This window comes from Campylobacter hominis ATCC BAA-381 (assembly GCF_000017585.1).
Taxonomy (GTDB): Bacteria; Campylobacterota; Campylobacteria; order Campylobacterales; family Campylobacteraceae; genus Campylobacter_B; species Campylobacter_B hominis.
In genome coordinates, this window is record NC_009714.1 from 964,076 (window position 1) to 983,948 (window position 19,873).

22 protein-coding genes and 1 pseudogene are annotated in these 19,873 nt (G+C 32.1%); 13 read left to right on the forward strand and 10 right to left on the reverse strand.

All coding sequences use genetic code 11. The features are described 5' to 3' along the window. Positions 1-54: 54 nt before the first annotated feature. The gene (locus tag CHAB381_RS04795) at positions 55-702 is read left to right on the forward strand and encodes an MBL fold metallo-hydrolase (RefSeq protein ID WP_012108882.1); all 648 of its coding nucleotides are present in this window, start codon (positions 55-57) and stop codon (positions 700-702) included. A gap of 283 nt (positions 703-985) precedes the next feature. Here the strand turns inward: CHAB381_RS04795 and recG are convergent, their stop codons facing one another. The 9 genes from recG to CHAB381_RS04840 all read right to left on the reverse strand — a co-directional run bounded on the left by recG (position 986) and on the right by CHAB381_RS04840 (position 9,323). Beyond that, positions 986-2,779, reverse strand: a complete 1,794-nt coding sequence (gene recG / locus CHAB381_RS04800; RefSeq protein ID WP_049752855.1) for an ATP-dependent DNA helicase RecG — start codon at positions 2,777-2,779, stop codon at positions 986-988. 34 nt (positions 2,780-2,813) lie between these two features. After that, entirely contained in the window at positions 2,814-4,046 is a 1,233-nt protein-coding gene (locus tag CHAB381_RS04805) for a M16 family metallopeptidase (RefSeq protein WP_012108884.1), read from the reverse strand. After that, the gene (locus CHAB381_RS04810; protein WP_012108885.1) at positions 4,043-5,122 is read right to left on the reverse strand and encodes a dehypoxanthine futalosine cyclase; all 1,080 of its coding nucleotides are present in this window, start codon (positions 5,120-5,122) and stop codon (positions 4,043-4,045) included. The genes CHAB381_RS04805 and CHAB381_RS04810 overlap by 4 nt, the downstream gene beginning before the upstream one ends. A gap of 493 nt (positions 5,123-5,615) precedes the next feature. After that, positions 5,616-6,017 (reverse strand): NfeD family protein, encoded by a 402-nt coding sequence (locus CHAB381_RS04815; RefSeq protein ID WP_012108886.1) that lies wholly within the window; start codon positions 6,015-6,017, stop codon positions 5,616-5,618. Position 6,018: 1 nt separating this feature from the next. Next, complete coding sequence (locus CHAB381_RS04820; RefSeq protein ID WP_012108887.1) at positions 6,019-6,936, reverse strand: SPFH domain-containing protein; 918 nt, start codon at positions 6,934-6,936, stop codon at positions 6,019-6,021. A gap of 2 nt (positions 6,937-6,938) precedes the next feature. Then, entirely contained in the window at positions 6,939-7,340 is a 402-nt protein-coding gene (locus CHAB381_RS04825; protein ID WP_012108888.1) for a hypothetical protein, read from the reverse strand. Next, positions 7,337-7,618 (reverse strand): AtpZ/AtpI family protein, encoded by a 282-nt coding sequence (locus CHAB381_RS04830; protein WP_012108889.1) that lies wholly within the window; start codon positions 7,616-7,618, stop codon positions 7,337-7,339. Before CHAB381_RS04830 ends, CHAB381_RS04825 begins: the two co-directional genes overlap by 4 nt. Further along, complete coding sequence (gene hemL / locus CHAB381_RS04835) at positions 7,615-8,967, reverse strand: glutamate-1-semialdehyde 2,1-aminomutase (RefSeq protein ID WP_012108890.1); 1,353 nt, start codon at positions 8,965-8,967, stop codon at positions 7,615-7,617. Before hemL ends, CHAB381_RS04830 begins: the two co-directional genes overlap by 4 nt. Further along, positions 8,964-9,323: a c-type cytochrome gene (locus CHAB381_RS04840; RefSeq protein ID WP_012108891.1), complete on the reverse strand. Its 360-nt coding sequence runs from the start codon at positions 9,321-9,323 to the stop codon at positions 8,964-8,966. The genes hemL and CHAB381_RS04840 overlap by 4 nt, the downstream gene beginning before the upstream one ends. A 114-nt stretch (positions 9,324-9,437) precedes the next feature. Between CHAB381_RS04840 and folD the strand changes: the two genes are divergently transcribed. The 12 genes and pseudogenes from folD to ychF all read left to right on the forward strand — a co-directional run bounded on the left by folD (position 9,438) and on the right by ychF (position 17,988). After that, a complete protein-coding gene (folD, locus tag CHAB381_RS04845; protein WP_012108892.1) occupies positions 9,438-10,292 on the forward strand; it encodes a bifunctional methylenetetrahydrofolate dehydrogenase/methenyltetrahydrofolate cyclohydrolase FolD in 855 nt (284 codons plus the stop codon). After that, complete coding sequence (gene lepB, locus CHAB381_RS04850) at positions 10,293-11,129, forward strand: signal peptidase I (protein WP_012108893.1); 837 nt, start codon at positions 10,293-10,295, stop codon at positions 11,127-11,129. A 468-nt stretch (positions 11,130-11,597) separates the two neighbouring features. Next, positions 11,598-11,930, forward strand: coding sequence for a cupin domain-containing protein (locus tag CHAB381_RS04855; protein WP_012108895.1), 333 nt, complete (start codon positions 11,598-11,600; stop codon positions 11,928-11,930). Positions 11,931-11,940: 10 nt separating this feature from the next. After that, on the forward strand, positions 11,941-12,108 hold the full coding sequence (locus tag CHAB381_RS09230) for a hypothetical protein (protein WP_223429445.1): 168 nt from the start codon (positions 11,941-11,943) through the stop codon (positions 12,106-12,108). Positions 12,109-12,117: 9 nt separating this feature from the next. Next, a pseudogene (locus CHAB381_RS04860) lies at positions 12,118-12,621 on the forward strand (DNA adenine methylase); the annotation flags it as partial. Positions 12,622-12,639: 18 nt separating this feature from the next. Further along, positions 12,640-13,467, forward strand: coding sequence for a hypothetical protein (locus tag CHAB381_RS04865; protein ID WP_012108896.1), 828 nt, complete (start codon positions 12,640-12,642; stop codon positions 13,465-13,467). A gap of 116 nt (positions 13,468-13,583) precedes the next feature. Beyond that, a complete protein-coding gene (rpiB, locus tag CHAB381_RS04870) occupies positions 13,584-14,030 on the forward strand; it encodes a ribose 5-phosphate isomerase B (protein ID WP_012108897.1) in 447 nt (148 codons plus the stop codon). Further along, the gene (locus tag CHAB381_RS04875) at positions 14,027-14,296 is read left to right on the forward strand and encodes a hypothetical protein (RefSeq protein WP_012108898.1); all 270 of its coding nucleotides are present in this window, start codon (positions 14,027-14,029) and stop codon (positions 14,294-14,296) included. The genes rpiB and CHAB381_RS04875 overlap by 4 nt, the downstream gene beginning before the upstream one ends. Further along, positions 14,284-14,832 (forward strand): adenine phosphoribosyltransferase, encoded by a 549-nt coding sequence (locus CHAB381_RS04880; protein WP_012108899.1) that lies wholly within the window; start codon positions 14,284-14,286, stop codon positions 14,830-14,832. Before CHAB381_RS04875 ends, CHAB381_RS04880 begins: the two co-directional genes overlap by 13 nt. Continuing rightward, positions 14,833-15,447, forward strand: a complete 615-nt coding sequence (locus tag CHAB381_RS04885; RefSeq protein WP_012108900.1) for a DedA family protein — start codon at positions 14,833-14,835, stop codon at positions 15,445-15,447. It abuts the gene before it with no gap. After that, positions 15,425-16,885: a leucyl aminopeptidase gene (locus CHAB381_RS04890; protein ID WP_012108901.1), complete on the forward strand. Its 1,461-nt coding sequence runs from the start codon at positions 15,425-15,427 to the stop codon at positions 16,883-16,885. Before CHAB381_RS04885 ends, CHAB381_RS04890 begins: the two co-directional genes overlap by 23 nt. Further along, positions 16,885-17,988 carry a redox-regulated ATPase YchF gene (gene ychF, locus CHAB381_RS04895; RefSeq protein ID WP_012108902.1) on the forward strand — a complete coding sequence of 368 codons (1,104 nt, stop codon included), beginning with the start codon at positions 16,885-16,887 and terminating at the stop codon, positions 17,986-17,988. The genes CHAB381_RS04890 and ychF overlap by 1 nt, the downstream gene beginning before the upstream one ends. An 840-nt stretch (positions 17,989-18,828) precedes the next feature. Here ychF and CHAB381_RS04900 read toward each other — a convergent pair. Then, positions 18,829-19,854 (reverse strand): UDP-N-acetylglucosamine--N-acetylmuramyl-(pentapeptide) pyrophosphoryl-undecaprenol N-acetylglucosamine transferase, encoded by a 1,026-nt coding sequence (locus tag CHAB381_RS04900; RefSeq protein WP_012108903.1) that lies wholly within the window; start codon positions 19,852-19,854, stop codon positions 18,829-18,831. Positions 19,855-19,873 lie beyond the last annotated feature (19 nt).

The following is a 19,873-nucleotide window of genomic DNA, read 5'->3' on the forward strand; positions in this document are numbered from 1 at the left end:
TTAGCTTTTTTTGGATAAAATTCGAATTAAAATATAAAATTTTAAGGAAAAATTATGGAAATTTTATCAAAAGCTTTCGGAGAATACGGCACAAATTGCTACATTATAAAAGGAACATCGGGCGATCTTGTAATAGATCCAGGAGAAAATGCTGCGCCTTGGGTGTTTGAAAATACGGATAAAATTTTAGCTATATTAAATACACACGGGCATTTTGATCATACTTACGATGATAAAATTCTGCAAAATTCAGGAATAAAAATTTATATCCACGAAAAAGATGAATTTTTTTGCACGAAAGATCCGTTTGAAAAGCTGAATGATGTATTTTCACCTGATTTTTTATTGAGCGGTGATGAAATTCTGACTTTTGGAAATTTTAATGTGAAATTTGCGCATTTCGCAGGTCATACGCCAGGATGTTCGATGATTTTTGTAAGCAACGGAAAAATAAACAGAAACGCCGAAACATTGGATGAGATGTTTTCGCCGGTCGATACAAAAATTTTTAGCGGCGATGTTATATTTCGCGGTTCCGTCGGTAGAAGCGATTTTCCTTTTTCAAATCATAAAGATATGAAAATTTCACTGCAAAACATTTTAAAAATTAAACAGAATTTTGAAATATATCCGGGACACGGCGCACCGACAAATCTCGAAAATGAGCGTAGAGTCATAGAATATTTTTTAAAATATTTTTAAATTTTATAAATTTGTTCTTTAAAATTTTGAAATCGGTTTTTATAAAAAATATTTATGAAATTCAATCTAAGCTTAAAAACGTTGTCGATAAATAAAAAACAGCTTATCGTATTTTATTTAAAATTTATGTTTTAATAACAATGTTGTTTATTTTGTGAAAAATTTTTAATCTTATAAAATTTTATCATCAAGTATAAAAAGTTGAAATTTTATTATGTCAGGATATTTTGAAATTTTATAATAAATTTATTTTATATGAAATTTGTAAATTACAGTGTAGAATTTAAAATTTCATCTCATCATTTTGTGAAATTTTAAATTTTTTAAGACGTTCTTTTGCTTTCAGTGCGATATCTTCATCGTAATCGAAATAGTTAAATGTTTCGCCGTGTTGAATTGTGCCGTCAAGTAAATCTCCGGCCTGACGATTTTTTAAATCGATTTCCGCTACTTTAAATCCATCAAGCGTTGCTGCAAATTCTTTCAGACGTTCAGGAATACTTTCTAATTTAGTATAAAGATAACAATATCCGATGCCGCCATTTCGTCCTACACGACCGCGAAGCTGATGAAGTGAAGCAAGTCCCATTTTTTCAGCTCCTACAATTACAATAATACTAAGGCGTGGAAGTGAAATTCCTACTTCCACTACAGTAGTAGTCAAAAGTAAACTTCCGCTATCTCTGAAAATTTCAAGTTTTTTGTCTTTATCTTTATCTTTTCCGTGCGTTATCATCACATTTTTAAATCTTTTTTGCCAAAACGACGTACCTTCGTCCAAACTTTGATAAATTGAAGTTTGACTCTCTTCTACGAGCGGATAGACGATGATAACTTGCCTGCCGTTTGAAATTTCAGATTTTATATGTCTTAAAAGTTCGCTAAAACCATTATTTTGGATAATTGTCGTGCGAATATCTTTTTTAAACGGCATTTGTTTTAGAAAACTGAAACTCACATATTCGCTTTGAATCATACTTAGAGTTCTAGGAATCGGTGTAGCCGAAAACTGTAAAAAATTTGCTCTGTATTTGCCGTCTTTTGTAAGCTCTGCGATTTTATCGCGTTGATTTGAGCCGAATCTGTGTTGTTCGTCAACCATTACAAGATTGCTTTTTGCTAAATTGTGATAAAGAAGTGCGTGTGTGCCTATAACAAGATTCGCACCGTTTAAATTAAGCGTTTTTTCACCGCTTTTTACCAAAATCGTATTCATAAAATCCGGCAAAAGCCTTTTTGCTTCGTTAAAAATTTGCTCGGCTAAAATACTGGTCGGCGCCATTAAATAGCTGATTTGAGGATAATTCATCAAAGCGGCCGCCAAAATCACCAGTGTCTTTCCGCTTCCTACATCACCCATTATCACGCGTTTTGAAGCAATCGGCGAACTTAAATCATTTTTTATATCATCAATCGCTTTTTGCTGATCGTTTGTCGGCTTAAAAGGAAGTTTTGAAATCCACGCTGAAATATCTGTAAGCGCAAAATTTTTGCAAGGAAAATCAAGTTTTTTAGCTCTCAGTTTTTTTAAATAGCTGAAAATTTCAATAAAGCTTAAAATTTTTCGATCTTTTTCGTTTAAATCCAAATTTTTGATGATTTTTACGCTATTTTGGCTGTTTTTGTGGATTTGAATTATAAAATTCGCTTCAACTTCATTTAAGCCTTCTTGTATCAAAGCATCGTAATTTATATATTTTTTCAAAATTTCCTGTACACTGGCGTCTTTTAAATCAAGTTTATAATGAGGCGAAATTTCACCGATTTTTGTTACAATTTTTGGATTTATGAATTGCCAAAAACCGAAATTAAAGTTACTTTTTCCGTGTATAAAAAACTTTTTACCTTTTTTAAAAGCTCCGAAATGCCACGCTCTGGCATTGAAAATCGTGATTTTGATATCACAGTTCCAAGTGTAACAAAAAGCTGTAATATTAAGTATAAAATTCCTGCTTTGTAAAGTTTTAGTTTCTATTTCTACTGTATTATCGCCCTCGTTCGGCTCATTTTTTACACTTAAATCATCAAAACTTTTTGGCAAAATAAGAGCCAGATCAAGCAAACTTGAAACGCCCATTTTTGCTAATTTTTTGCAATCTTTTTCGTCAAAATTATACAAAATTTTCCCCGCAAACGCTTGCAAAACTGAGATCTGAAATTTCACTGTGCGCGCTTATAAAATCGTTGATTTCGCTTAATTTCAAATCGGCGATTTTTTGTAAATTTCGCTCAAATTCACCGAATTCCATACCTGAATAATATTCATTTTGCAAAATTTTAAGCCTTTTAAACATCGTCTCTTTTTGAAGCGGCGCACTTCCAAGCAGGAATTTTTTAGTATTTTCAAGCTCTTTTTGGCTTATTCCGTTTTCTACAAAATTTGCAAATTCCTTTTTTACAAGTTTTATTGCGCGACTATAATTTTCATTTTTGGTTTGCAGATATCCTGAAATTTGATTGTGACTTAGATTTAAGTTTGCCCTGGCATAAGCCGAATATGCAAGTCCGTTTTTCACACGGATACTTTCCATAAGGCGCGTTCCGAAACCGCTGCTCCCAAGAACATTCATCGCAACGTTTGCCTTATATCGTTCATCTTTATTTACATCATAAGGCGCGCCGAAATAAATAAACGCCTGCTCGCTTTTTTCTTTTAAAATTTTATTTTGTTTTTTATTTGATGGTCTAAAAATAGGTAATTCACGCTTTTTTCCAACTGGTAAATTTTCTAAAATTTTTGAAATTTCAGAAGTAAATTTTTGCAAATCAATATCGCCGCAAACAACGACAAACGCATTTTTTAAATCCAAAATTTCAAAAAATTCGCGTACATTTTCAAGCGAAATTTTTTCCACGCTTTTTTCATCTCCTATCAAAGGATACGAAAGAGCGCCGTTTGTATAAAGCAGCTCATTTAACGCATTTTGCGCTACATAATCAAATTCAGTTTTAAGACTTTTTATCTCGCTTATCGTTTGAAATTTTACCTTTTTTAGACACTCTTCACTGAAATTAGGCTCACACAAAAGCTCATCAAACTTATCAAGTGCAAAGCCGAAATGCTCTTTTAAAGAGTTAAACTCTATTACAAACGTCTCAAGGCCGGCTGATACGCTTAATTCCACAGCTTTTATTTCAAGAAACTTTGCAAATTTTGCTCCAGGCAAACTTAAAGTGCCGTCTTCAAGCATATTTGAAACAACTCTTGCTACTCCTTTTATTTTTTCAGCCACTTTTCCTGAGACTTTAAAAACAATGCGAAAAAGCCCGACAGGTAAGCTGTTATCATATTCATAAAGAAGCGGCACATGCACATTTTTTACTGAAATTTCAAGTTTTTTCATTTGTAGATTTCCAATATATCATAATTTGTATTGCGTTTGGCAGGAATTTCGTCTATTTCTTTTATAAGAGTTACCATTTCGTTTTGACTCATTCTGAAATTTGCTCCGGCCGCTTTTACGACGTTTTCTTCCATCATGGTGGAGCCAAGATCGTTTGCACCGAATTTTAAAGCCAACTGCCCTATATATGAGCCTTGTGTGACCCAAGAACTTTGAATATTTTTAAAATTATCTAAAAAAAGTCTCGCAGCCGCAACCAGTCTTAAATAACGATTTGAACTTTGTTTTGAAATTTCCGGGTGCTCTTTTATAAGTTTTGTATGCTCGCTTTGGAAGCTCCATAAAATAAATGCGCGAAACCCGCCCGTTTTATCCTGTAAATCTCTGATTTTTTCCCAATGCTCCACAATTTCACGCGTAGTTTCGACAGTGCCGAACATCTGCGTAGCTGTAGTTTTCATACCTATTGAATGTGCTAGAGCATGTATTTCAAGCCAACGTCCGCTTGAACATTTTTTAGGTGCGATAATATCTCGAACTCTATCGCTCAAAATCTCCGCTCCGGCTCCTGGAATACTGTAAAGTCCTTTGTTTTGAAGCCTTTTTAAAACTTCAATAGCCGAAATATGACTAACTTTTGCGATATAATCAATCTCAATGGCAGAAAAACCGTGAATAGTTATTTGCGGATATTTTTTATGTATAAAATCAACCAAATTTTCATAATAATCAATTTTTAGTTTCGGATGCACGCCACCTTGAAAAAGAATTTGTGTGCCGCCAATTTCCAAAAGTTCATCGATTTTTTTACTAATTTCTTCAAAACTCAAAATATAAGCTTCATCATCATTTACGTGTCTGCAAAAAGCGCAAAATTTGCAATCCACAAAGCATATATTTGTATAATTTATATTTCTATCTACTATAAAAGTAGTGATTTTATCAGAGTGGAGTTCTCTTTTTTTGGCAAATGCCATAGCGCCAAGCTCACAAAACGGCGCATTTTCTATCAAATCAACTGTTTCATTTACACCAAGTCTCAATTCTATACCTTTTTTACAAAAATCTGTTTGCATATTAGCATAATTTTCCTTATAAAAATGCGACTGCTAAATAAAAACAATAATAGCGGATTTTATCAAAATTAAAAAATTATGTAGATTGATTTTATTAGAGAATTAATATTTAGTTTTTATGCTTTGATTTTAAAAGTTATTTTGCTGACAACAAAGTAAAAATTTAAAAATATTTGCGTTTTAGTAATAGCTCATCTTGATTGTTGTCTGGAGATATTTATTTTAATGAATATGGTGTAAAAAATTACTAAAATAAAGATAGCTTTAAAAAGTTGCAATCTAAAATCTGAACTGCTCGCGTAACTTTGCAACTTATATATTATAGTTGGTAAAAAGTGTAAAATAAGATTATTAAAAGGTAAAAGATTTTTATAAAAGCTGTGATTTATGGTGTCAATAAAATATTAAGTAAAAAAAATGATATTAAAACATCTTGCCATACTTTTAAAATTTTAAAATTAGGTATGGCAAATTTTAAATCAAATTTAAAAAATCAATTTTTCTTTATTATGATTTTCCCGTTTTTAACGCCTAAGACCTCAACTTTATCGCCATCTTTCATATCTGAAATTTCATCGCTTTTCCAAAATGTGCCTTTGTAATAAATCATTTTATTGTTGATTTCGCCTATGCCGGTTTCGTTTAAAAATTCTTGATTAAATTCTTCTCCGCTCTTACGAAAATACATTTTAATGGGCTTTTTAAGCGTAAAAAGTAAAACTAAAGCCAATACAAAAGCACACAAAATTTGCACTTGCCACGAAATTTTCACAAAAAAGCTGATGATAGCAACAGCCGTAAATCCAAGTCCAAAAAAGAAAAGCGTGAAATCCAAAAACAAAACTTCCAAAATCATCAGTAAAACGCCGATGATAAGCAAAATCACGGCGCTCATTTTATTCCTTTTTTTCGCTTTTAGATGAGATAAATTCTTTCAAAACACTAAGTGAGCCGATAAGTTCGGTTGTTTCATAAGGAACTAAAATTTTATCTTTAGAAGTGCTTTTTGAAAGTTCATTAAAAGCCGCAACTCTACCTTGAGCAAGTAAATATTCGGCTGCAAATTTTGAAATACTCATCGCTTCGTTAATATTTTGCATAGCATTTTTTTGGCCCTCAGCAAGTGCGATTTGCTCGTATTTTTTCGCGTCCGCCATTCTTTCAATTGCTTCAGCTTGCAAAACTTTTTCTTGTTTCAAAGCTTCCGCATTGCGAATTAGAGCCGCCTTTTCAGCTTCGGCTTTCAGTTCAATTGCGCGTTTTTCACGTTCAGCTTTCATTTGCAGATTCATAGCTTCTTCAATCCCGATTGGAACCGAAATTTCTGAAATTTCAACACGCATAATTTTTATGCCCCAGTTGTCCGCCGCATCGCCAAGAGCGATTTGAAGTTTTGAGTTCAGTTGATCGCGGCTGCTAAGCGTGCTATCTAAGCTCATTTCGCCTATTGCCGAACGAAGCGTCGTCATAGCAAGATTTGAAATTGCTTTTTTATAATTTTCGACATTATAAAGCGCCATTTTTCCATCTACTACTTTTAGAAAAACAATGCCGTCAACTGCGATATTTACGTTATCTTTTGTGATAACTTGCTGTTTCATAATATCTACAAGCTGTTCTCTGACGCTCATTTTGGCGCGAGCTTTATCAAAAAACGGAATAATTATATGAAACCCGCTATCTAAAATTTTGTGAAATTTGCCAAGACGCTCGATTACTACGACATCGGATTGAGATACGATTTTTATACTTAAAGACGCTATTATAAAAATCAAAAAACAAAAAAACGTAACAAACGTAACAAAAAATTCCATTTCTACTCCTTAATTTTAAAAATCAACGTTACCAAAGGAATGATGCTGATACCGCAAATCAAACCTGACGGCGAAAAAAGTGAAAATTTATTTAAATAATAAAGCGCTGCAAAAAAGCCAGCATAAGCTAAAATTTTAAGAGGCGCAAAAAAATAAAATGCTGCTTTTGAGAAAATTTTCGGCTTTTTATCAGCTTCATCTGCTGAAATTTCACTTTCACCGATTCTTACTTTCAAAGCTTCGGTTGAAATTTTATCTTTTAAACTTTTAAATGAGATTAAGATAATAAACAGCGCACCTAAAAAGCCGACTTGCGTATTTAATAGAAAAATTTTTCCGATAAAGATACTAAACGCGATGAGTAAAAAATCCGCTAAAAAATAGAATTTAATGATTTTTTTCACTCATCATCCTCATCGTCAAATTTATAATTTTTATATTTCGGATCATCTTCAAGCTCTTTTAGCGAGTTTTGAAGCATTTTAAATGATTTATACACATTTAAAATAGCTGCCAAAATACCAAAAATCACACAAATAATGAAAATCGTCGTAGAGCCTGTGAGTTTTTTAAGCCAAATTCCAAGTCCTACGCCGATTAAAATAGCAACTACGATTGAAATTCCAAGGCTTAAAGCGTCCGCTCCGCGAACGATTTTATTTAAATTTTCAGTCGGTTTCATTTTTTATTTTTTACTGATTTTTTAACAGTTTTTTTAGAGCAAATTTTAGTTTTATTTGCCTTTTTTGCCGAATCTTTTGAAATTTCATCAAAAACCTTATTTGCTTTTTTAAGCGCGAAATTTATCTCTTTTTCACTCATCGCATCGCAGATAAATCCTGTTTCAAATTGAGATGGCGCAAGAAAAATTCCCTCTTTTATCATTCCTGAATGAAATTTCGCAAACATTTTTGTATCGGCGCTTAATGCGTCATTATAGTTTTTTACCGCTTTGTCCGTGAAAAAATATCCGAACATACTTCCTCTAACCGCTACCTGAATCGCTATTCCATGATTTTTAGCGATGTTTTTTAAACCTATCATAAACATATTCGCCAAATTTTCAAGTTTAGTATAAAGATTTCTGCTAGCAAAAATTTTGGTAAGAGATGCGATTCCTGCCGCCATTGAAACCGGATTTCCGCTAAGAGTTCCTGCTTGATACACTGGACCTAACGGACTTATCATATCCATAATCTCTTTTTTGCCTGCAAAAGCCGCCACGTTCATTCCTCCGCCTATTACTTTTCCAAAAGTTACGATATCGCCTTTTATGCCGTAAATGCCGTAACTTCCGAGTTCACCTGCTCTAAAACCGCTCATAACCTCATCTAAAATAAGCACAATTTTTTTCTCATCGCAAATTTTACGAAGTTTAATTAAAAACTCTTTATCCGCCGGAACAAGCCCCATATTTCCTGCAATAGGCTCTATGATAATTGTTCCGATATCTTCTTTTTCTACGATATTTTTTACGCTGTCTATATCGTTATAAATCGCCAAATATGTATTTTTAGCTGTATCTTCAGGAACGCCTGCGCTACTTGAACTTCCAAAAGTAGTAGCTCCGCTTCCTGCTTTTACAAGTAAACTGTCACTGTGTCCGTGATAACAACCTTCAAATTTTATGATTTTATCTTTGCCGCTAAAGCCGCGCGCAAGACGAATTGCGCTCATTGTAGCTTCAGTGCCGCTTGATACAAAGCGAATTTTATCAAGCCAGTCAAATTTGCTTAAAATAAGTTTTGCAAGTTTTGTTTCAAGCGGACTTGAAGCGCCGAAACTAAGTCCGCTTTTAGCTGTTTTTATAACAGCATCCTGTATATCTTTATCGGCGTGTCCAAATATCAAAGGTCCCCAACTTTGCACAAAATCCAAATATTTATTGCCCTCGATGTCGTAAATGTAAGCGCCCTTTCCTTTTTGTACCATAAAAGGTTCACTTCCAACGTTTTTAAACGCGCGAACAGGCGAATCGACACCTCCTGGTATTACTTTTAAAGCTTCCGAAAATTCTTTATGATTACTCATTTTTCATCCTTTATACCGATTTTTTTTATATATTTGTAGAGAATTATTATCTCATCTTGCGTCAAAAAATAACTTGGCATTACACTTTTTGAGTTAGTTATGCCGTCTGCGAATTCCTGCAATGAAATTTTATCAATTGCCGGCGCTATAAGTTTTCTTTCATAATATGTCTGAGAAGTTTTATTAAAATCTTTATACGTGGCTATCAAACTTCCTTCGCCGTTTTCGCCGTGACATTTATTGCAGCCGATTCCGCGCGGATTTTTAAAAAGCATTTGCCCGTATTCATAATCACTTATAAAGCTTTCAGCGAACAAAACAGCACAAAAAAACGATAAAATTCCTAAAATTCGCATAAATTCCACTCTTAAATTTTAAGAAATGATACAATTTTTGAGTTTAAAATTTAATTTATTATCAACTAAATTTTGATATTATACTAAGTTTATTTTATATTTTAAAGGATAAATATGCAACTAATTGACGGCAAAGCAATAAGTGCAAAGGTAAAAGAAGAGGTTAAAAACGAAGCCGCGCAACTTACTGAAAAAGGCGTAGTTCCATGCTTGGCTGTGATTTTGGTAGGAGATGATAAAGCCAGCCAAACTTACGTAAATTCCAAAGAAAAAGCTTGTAAAGCTTGCGGAATTCGCTCTTTAAAATACACACTTGAAGCAAATACCAGCGAAAGCGCACTTATAGATTTAATTCAAAGCTTAAATGAAAACGATGAAGTTGATGGAATTTTAGTGCAGCTTCCGCTTCCAAAACATATAGACGAAAACAAAATTTTAGAAAAAATAAGCTGCGAAAAAGATGTTGACGGATTTCATGCTGTAAATGTAGGTCGCCTTGTAAGCGGACTTGACGGATTTGTGCCTTGTACGCCTTGCGGTATTATGCGGCTTTTTAAAGAATACGACATTGAAATTAGCGGCAAAAATGCTGTTGTAATAGGAAGAAGCAATATCGTAGGAAAACCTATGGCAAATCTTTTATTAAACGCAAATGCAACCGTTACCGTAACACACAGCAAAACGCAAAATTTGGCCAAAATCACAAAAGATGCCGATATTATAGTAGTTGCCATCGGCAAACCGAACTTTTTAAAGGCCGATATGGTAAAAAACGGTGCAGTTGTGATTGATGTAGGCATAAACCGTCTTGAAAATAATAAACTCGTAGGAGATGCCGATTTTGAAAATGTGGCGAATAAATGTAGCTTTATTACTCCGGTTCCTGGAGGCGTAGGCCCTATGACAATTGCTATGCTTCTTAAAAATACAATCAAATCCGCAAAAAACCGTTTAAAAAGATTAAAATAGATGAAAATTTTAGCTAAATTATATAAATTCTGCAGTAGCTGGACGGGAACTTTCATAATAGTTTTTATCGTTATTTTTTTTATAGCGCAAGCTTTTGTAATTCCGTCCGGTTCTATGAAAAATACTCTTTTAGTAGGTGATTTTTTATTTGCTAAAAAATTTGTTTACGGAATTCCTACGCCTCATATTCCATGGCTTGAAATACCTGTTTTACCGGATTTTAATAATAACGGTCACCTTATTGAAGGAAATCGTCCAAAACGTGGCGAAATCGTCATTTTTCGTAATCCTGAAAATACAAAAATTCATTTTGTAAAACGCCTTTTCGCAGTTGGCGGAGATGAAGTGATTTTTGATTTTAAAAATATGTATTTGCGCCCGCATGAAGGAGACGATTTTATCGATAAAAACTATGATAAAAAAGATATCGTGATTTTAAACGGTAAAAAATTCGTGTGCGAGCCGTATAAATATAAAGGCATTCATTATGACGAAAAAGTCGATATGGTTAGCGCTACACTTCATTATTTAAAAATAAATAAATTTTATATGCAACCTTTAATTGTTTCAGAAATTTCGCAGGATCTGACAAACAAAATAGGATTTAACGCCTATTACGCAAAAATTGCAAATGATGAATTTTTTATGGTCGGAGATAATAGAAATCACTCAAATGACAGTCGTTTTTGGGGGTCTGTGCCATATAAACTTATAGTTGGAAAGCCTTGGTTTGTTTATTTTAGCTGGAATTCAAAAAAGGAAATAAGATGGGAACGAATCGGGCGTTTTGTAGATACACTTCAAAACGATGAAAGATTTATTTACGAGCAGGATTAAAAATTTATACCTGCAAAAATTAAAATAATAAAAACGAATTTTTAAAAAAAATGGCGTGAAAAAACTTCAGGTGAAAATTTATTGTTTATGAAATTTAACGATTTGGATATGAATAATTGGAAAAATTTAGGCATAAATGTTGATAGTTTGCAAGTTTATGAAAGCCGCGGCAGAGGTGAAAAGCATAAAAATATATATCACGGAATTTCATACCTCAAATTCCAAATCAACTTATTAGGTGATATACGAAACAAAGGGAGTTAAATTTACAAATTTAAAATTTTAAGATATAGTATAATTAAAATAATGAAGTTATTTTAATAAGATATAGAAGAGTAGTTGCTGCAAAAAATTAAAAAGCTTAAAAATAAATTTAAAAAAGAGTTTTTACTATTTTATTGATTTAAATCAATAAAATTACAATCATAAAAGCTATAATATCCCAAAATTTTTTAAAAGGATATTATTATGAAAATCTGTAAATTTAACAAAACTCATTTTGACAATGTAAAGGCTGATCTTTTATACGAAGACAGTCTTTCAAAAGAAATTTGTATTAGTATGCAAAAGAACAGCACTATGAAAGAACATTTCGCACCGTATCCTATTAAAGTGCAGGTTTTAAGAGGAAATATCGAATTTTATGTTGAAGATGAAAAATTTATTTTAAGCGAGCTGGACATGATAGCCGTTAATGCTAAAATAAAACATTCTTTAAAAGCAAATGAAGATAGTATTATAAGACTAACTCTTTCTTTAAATGATACTATTTCAAGAGTAAAAGAAGTTTTAGATAAATAAAATTTACCATATTTTAAAAACATACCAATTTAATCCTGCTAAATATAGAAAAACCTGTGTTAAAAAAATCAGCAAAGAATCAAGTGAATTTATAATGAAAAAACTTTATAAGACAATGATTGAACCATATCATTTCAAAGCTTACTTTGACACCTTGGATAAAAAGTGCAGTTTATAAAATTTGTGGAGAAAATTTAAAAAATCAGCACAAAAAGAGTTAGTTTTAAAACCTGCAAAATTTGAAATTACAAATCAAAAAAATGAAATTTATAATGAAGATGCAAATTTGCTTATAAAAAAAATAAAAGGCGATATCTTATATCTTGATCCACCTTATAACACAAGACAATATGGAGCGAACTATCATCTTTTAAATACAATTGCTTTATATGATGATTTTATTCCAAAAGGAAAAACCGGTCTTAGAGAGTATAATAGATCAAAATATTGTTCTAAAAATAGTGTTTTAGACGAGTTTGAAAGCTTAATAAAAGCAGCAAATTTTAAATATATTTTTTTGAGTTACAACAACGAAGGACTTATGAGTTTAAAAGATATAAAAGAAATTATGAGTAAATATGGTAAATATAGTGTTTGTAAGAAAGAGTATTCGAGATTTAAGGCTGATAATAATAGAATTCACAAAGCCGATAAAACTTATGAGTATTTGCATATTTTGATAAAGAGTTAAAATTTTGTAAAATACGTTATGAAAAATTTTATTTTATTTATAATTGTCATAAATTTCGTCTTCGGAACGGATTTAAAGACAAAATATTTGAATCAATCGGGTATAAATTGCGATAATTTTAATTTTCAAAAAACGGAAAAATTTAATAATCAAAATTTCACTATTAAAAATTTAAACGACGCTATCAAAAGCAAAGATGTTAAAAAAGTAAAAGAAATTTTAACTTATAATAAAAATTTAAGTATCCAAAGAGATGAACATGGAAAAACTCCATTTAAAATAAACCAACTGTTTGGCAATAATCCTCAAATAGAAGATTTACTACTTTGTGCAAATGACGATGTTTTTACATTGGAAATTTATCCGATTTCGATTTTAAATGACAAGCTGGTAAGCGATGAAAAAACAAAAGAAATTTTAAAAGAACTTTTTAAAAAAGGACTTGATGCAAATGATATTTTTTACGATTTCGGAAATGGCGGAAGCAGTCTTTTAATGATGGCTTATCACGAAAAAAAGATAAAAAGCGCATATTTTATACTTGAAAACGGTGCAAAAATCGATAAAAATTTTAATAAAAGTTTTGTTTTTATGTATACGCAGATTTTCAGGGATGAAAATTTAAGTTTATATACAAAAGCTCCGCTTTCAAAAAATTTAAAAAACTTCATAAAAACGCAGAAATATATAAATTTCAGAAACGAAAAATTCAAAGAATTGGAAAATTTTTTAAAATTCGGCGAAGATATTCAAAACTACGATTTGCTTGCGAAAGTGTTAAGTTATTTAAACGACAGATACGGCTTGAAAAAACTTAAAGATTTAGGATATAAAAGCGATTTTTAAGCGGTAAATTTTAAAATTTGTTAAAAAAGTAAGAATTTACAAATTTATTAAGATAGATTTTGGTATCATAAACGCTGATTTTTGGCAATACTCAGTGAAATTTTTAAGGAAACAAAATGCAAATAGAAAAAATTTTTATAGCAAGCGATCACGCGGGATTTGATGCAAAGCAAATCGCCAAAAAAACATTAAATCAAATGAATTTTGAAGTTATAGATTTAGGCACGAACGATTCGCAAAAAAGCGTTGATTATCCTGATTTTGCTTATGCTTTGAGTAAAGAAATCGCAAAGGATGAAAAAAATTATGGAATTTTGATTTGCGGAACCGGAATTGGAATCAGCATAGCTGCAAACAGAAATCCAAAAATTCGCTGCGCACTTTGTCACGATGCACTTACTGCAAAACTTGCAAGAGAACACAATGACGCAAATATTTTAGCTTTTGGCGGCAGAATTTTAGGTAGCGCTGAAATAGAAAGCATTATAAAAATATTTTTTAATACTGAGTTTTTAGGCGGCCGTCACGCAAGAAGAATAGCTAAACTGGGAGAAATAAAATGAATTTCTTGTGGTGCATTACGGGATTATTTTCAGTTCTTTTCATAGTAAGTTTAATAAAAAATATAAAATTAAATGACAAAATTATCAAAAAAAACGATGAAATTTTAATGTTAAAGCAAAATTTAGACGAAGCAAAAGATGGCATAAGCAGTGCATTAAACGCACTTAAAATTTCAAATAAAAAAAATAAAAAACTACTAACTATAGTAAAAATTCTAAAAAATAACAAAAATTTTGAAACGGATAATCAAAAATGGAAAATTTGACACAAAAAGAGAAAAATTATCTGCTTAGCACGATAAGAGACGTTAAAGATTTCCCGAAACCCGGAATTATTTTTAAAGATATCACGACGCTTTTAAATAACAAAGATGCATTTAATTTTTTGATGTCACACTTAGCAAAAGTTTATAAAGATAAAAATATAGATTTTATAGCCGGCATTGAAAGTCGCGGTTTTATCTTTGGCGCAGCACTTGCGGCAAAGATAAATATACCGTTTGTGCCGATTAGAAAACCGAAAAAACTGCCTTATATTACGATTTCACAAAAATACAGTCTGGAATACGGCTTTGACGAAATTGAAATTCATATTGACGCATTTTCCGGCGTCAAAAATGCAAAAGTGCTTTTGATAGATGATCTAATAGCTACAGGTGGAACTGCAAAAGCTGCAGTGGAGCTTATAAATCAAACAAATGCAAAATGCGTTGAAGCATGTTTTTTGATAAACTTGAAAGATTTCGGCGGCGCAGAAAAAGTTGCCGAAATGACTAAAATTTACAGTGTTTTAGAGGTTTAAATGGAAGATTATTTAAAAGATTTACTTTATCACTATCAAAATTGGGCGTATTTTATAATATTTATCTGGTGTATTCTGGAAGGTGAAATAGCGCTGATTTTAGGTGGAATTTTTGCACATGAGGGACATATCAGTTTATTTCTAGGCATATTTATAGCAGGTCTTGGAGCATTTGCCGGAGATCAAATTTATTTTTATATCGGCAGATACAATAAAAAATATATAACAAAAAAGCTTCATTCGCAAAGAAGAAAATTTGCAGTCGCGCACTTAATGCTTCAAAAATACGGCTGGCCGATTATATTTTTACAGCGATATATATATGGTTTTCGCACGATTATTCCTATGAGTATCGGTATTACAAGATACAATGCCAAAAAATTTGCTATTATAAATATTTTAAGCGCTTGGTGTTGGGCCGCTATTACAATGATTCTTGCTTGGTATTTCGGAGATGCCATTTGGGCAGGAATAAGCTGGGCTGAAAAACACTGGTATTACGCTATGATAATTATAGGTGCTTTCATAACACTTTTAATTTACGGATTTAAAAAAATTGAAAAAAATATCATGGATATGAGAAAGGAAAGGCATGCGAATCGAAATATCAAATAAACCTATTCAAGAAATTTTAGCGGATTTTGAGGTAATTTTGGTGGTAGATAAAAATTTAAATCACAAATTCATAAAAGATAAGGAAACTCTTGAATTTTTAAATTTTAAAGGAGATGGCACTTGTCTTTTAAGTAAAGAAAAACGCTTATATGTAGGCATAAAAGCACTAAAATTTGATGAAATAAGAATTGCTTTGGCAAACGCTTACAAAGCATTGAAAGATCTAAAAATTTCAAATTTCAAAATCGCAAGCTACATTTGCGGTTGTAAAACAAAAAGTTTTATTGCATTTGCAGAAGGAATATTTCTGGGCGCTTATAAATTCGACAAATATAAAAGTGATAAAAAAGAAGAAAGCTCATTAAAAGAAATTTTTATATCAACAGATGAATACAGCGATACGGAATTTGATATAAATCATGCCGAAAACGGACTTAGAATAGGTGAAATAATGGCAAATTCGGCGAATTTTGCTAAAAACATAATAAATGAAATTCCTGAAATTTACACACCTGAAAAAATGGCTGAAGACGCTGAAGTTTTGGCTTCTGACTATGCCGGTTTGACTTGCAAAGTTTACGATGAAAATTTTCTAGTTTCGCAAAATATGAACGCATTTTTAGCGGTAAACAGATCGTCATCTCATCCGCCACGCTTAATTCATCTTATCTATAAGCCTGAAGTTGAGCCGAAAAAACGTATTATTTTTGTCGGAAAAGGTCTAACTTATGATAGCGGCGGACTAAGTCTTAAACCAAGTGATTATATGCTTACTATGAAAAGTGATAAAAGCGGTGCAGCTGCTGCAATGGCTATCGTAAAAGGAGCGGCGGAACTTGAACTTCCATTTGAAATTCACGCTATTTTAGGAGCTACCGAAAATATGATAGGCGGAAATTCCTACAAACCTGATGACATATTGATAAGCAGAAGCGGCGTTACAATCGAAGTTAGAAACACAGACGCCGAAGGCAGACTTGTCTTAGCCGATTGCCTTGATTTCGCGCAAGATTTAGAGCCTGATATTTTGATAGATTTGGCAACTTTAACCGGAGCTTGCATGGTTGGGCTTGGAGAATATACAAGCGGAATTTTAGGGAATAACGAAGAATTAAAAAAAGAATTTAAAAAATATGCTGAAGAAAGTGGAGAATTTTATACAATTTTAGAATTTAACGATTATTTAAGAGATTTAATTAAAAGCAACATCGCCGACATCAGCAACTCCGCAAGCAGCAGATACGGCGGAAGTATAACAGCAGGACTTTTTTTAGATAAATTCATACGAAAAGAATATAAAGATAAATGGATGCACCTGGATATTGCAGGACCTGCTTATTTGGAAAAAGATTGGGGATATAACAGCTTCGGTGCAAGCGGCGCCGGAGTTAGAGCTTGCCTTTATTATCTTTTTAAAATCACAAAAGGTGAGAAATAATGCCACTTTCTGTTGGAATTGTAGGGCTTCCGAATGTCGGTAAATCAACTACTTTTAATGCTCTTACAAAAGCGCAAAACGCAGTAGCTCAAAACTATCCGTTTTGCACAATTGAACCGAATAAAGCTATCGTAGCTGTACCTGATAACCGCTTGAACGAACTTGCCAAAATTGTAAATCCGGGCAAAATCGTGCACTCTACGATCGAGTTTGTAGATATTGCAGGTCTTGTAAAAGGTGCGAGCAAAGGCGAAGGACTAGGAAATAAATTTTTGTCAAATATCCGTGAAAGCGAAATTATTTTACATATTGTTCGCTGCTTTGACGATGAAAATATCACTCATGTAGAAGGAAAAGTTGATCCGATTAGAGATATAGAAATAATAAATACTGAGCTTATTTTAGCCGATATAGAGCAGCTGACACGAAAAATTGAGAGACTTAATAAAGATGCAAAATCAAACCAAAAAGGTGCGAAAGAACGCCTTAAAATAGCGGAAAAACTTTTGGTGCACTTAAATAACGGCGAGAGCGCAAGCAGTTTTGAGGATTTTGAGAGTGAAATTTTCAAGGATCTTAATCAAGAGCTTCGCCTGCTTTCGGCAAAAGAGGTTATTTATGCTGCAAATGTTGATGAAGACGCAATCGGTGAAGACAATGCTTATGTAAAAGAGCTTAAAAATTTTGCCGCAAAAAGCGAGCATGAAGTAATAAAAATTTGCGCTAAAATTGAAGAAGAATTAATAGGTATGAGTGAAAACGAAGCTTCCGAAATGCTTGAAAGTCTAGGCGCTGATGAAAGCGGACTGACTCATATAATCAAAACGGCGTTTTTTAAACTTGGACTAATAAGCTATTTTACGGCAGGTGAAATAGAAGTTCGCGCTTGGACAATCGAAAATGGCTGGAAAGCTCCAAAAGCGGCGTCTGTAATACACAATGACTTTGAGCGCGGCTTTATAAAAGCTGAAGTCATCAGCTACGACGATTTTATCGCATGCGGTGGTGAAAATGGTGCAAAAGAAGCCGGTAAACTTCGCCTTGAAGGCAAAGACTATATTGTAAAAGACGGCGACGTTATGCATTTTAGATTTAATGTATAAAATTTATAAGGGCTAAATTTTGCCTTTTATTGATACAAAAATTTAGCCCTCAAAGTATTTTTTAATAAAATTTACTTAGCGCAAAAATATTTTTAATTTAAATTATATTGCTAGGTAAAATTTTATATTTTAATTATCAGACTAAAAATAATTTAAAAAAATTTTGTTAAATTTTAAGCTTATGATGCTGAAAAGTTACTACGCGTTTTTAAAAATTTAAAATATTAAATCTTAACCAAATATATTGCAATAAAATTTAGCCATTCAAATAAACAGTTTTATAAATACTTTAAATTTTTAAAAATGTATCTATTGGTTTAAAATCTAAATATTAAAAGTAAATTTTTAATCAATTAAAAAATGCAAAATATTTTTTTAACCATAATCAAATTTTAAAAACCATATAAACTACATAAAGTTTAAAAACAAAGAGAGTAAAATATGCTACGTATTGAAAAACTATTTCTCGATACCTTTACCTTTAAAGTCGCTTTTTTATGATACTTTCAAATCAGGTCATATAAATTTATAACGTCAATAAATCATTTTGACTTAAAATTTTTAATGCAATTGCACCACGTTTGTATGTTTTACAATAAACTTCAAAAGGTTTATTCAATCAATTCCGACATATTTTTAACCATTTGATCTGAAATTTGTAATAATATTTCGTCTGTATTATTTGTTAAAAACTTATTTTGGCACATTTAGCATATTGACAAGTTTGTCATTTTAAGACGTCCTTATATCCAAAATTCAAGCATTTTGAAATGATGTTTGTTCTAAACCGACATTTGAACAAACCGTAAAAACACGACAACCGACAAAAAAATAAATTTTCTATTTTTTATCTTCATTTTTAAGATTTTCAATTATATCATCAACTATTTTTTTAGCTCCGTCAGGTTTGATAAGTTTTTTTAGTCCGATACTTGCGGCTTTTACATCAAAATTTTGAATAATAGAAAAAATTCTTTCTTCATCTGCATCACTTTGACGCACAATTTTACAAAATTGCTCCAAAAATTTTGCATTGTAATATTGATGATCTCCTGCCGCGTAAGGAAATGGAATAAAAACAGCAGGAACAGCATTTGCGGCAAGCTCCCAAAGCGTGCTTGCACCACTTCTGCTAATACACAAATCGGCACTTTCTACAAATTTATGAAGCATTTTACTAAAACCGATCAGCTCTACATTTATACTCTCTTTTTTATAAATTTCACGCATTTTCGCTTCATTCGCTTCACCGCATTGATGTATGATTTTGTAACCGAACTCAGCTAAATGAGGCGCCAATTTCACCGCTAATTCATTTATAAAATTCGCTCCTTGCGAACCTCCAAGAAACATAACTGTTTTGACTTCGCGCCTTATTCTTGCTGTTTTTAAAAAAATCTCATCAATAGGATAATCGAATTTCGGCTCAAAATATGAACTGTAAAAACGTTTTGCAAAACGTTTCAAAAGCGCATTTATTTTACCGATCTCGGCATTTTGTTCGTGTATAAAAAGCGGAATTTTATTTGCTACAGCCCAAAAAGCGGCAGGAGCAGAGCTGTATCCGCCTACACTTATTACGGCTTTTACGTCGTGTTTGGCAAAAATTTTACGACATCCGAATGAAAGAGCTAAAATTTTAAAAAGCGATAAAATTCTACTGATTCCTTTTTTATTTACGACGCCGCTGCTTTTTAAAAAATACTTTTCATCAAATAAAACAGAATTCTCAAACCATAGCATATCCTGTCCATTGGTAGAGCCTATAAAAATAGTTTTTAAACCTCGTTTTTTCAACTCATAAGCTAAAATTTTAGCAATTGTTAAGTGTCCGCCTGTTCCGCCGCCTGTAATTGCAATTGTCATTTTATTTCCTTTTTGTTAT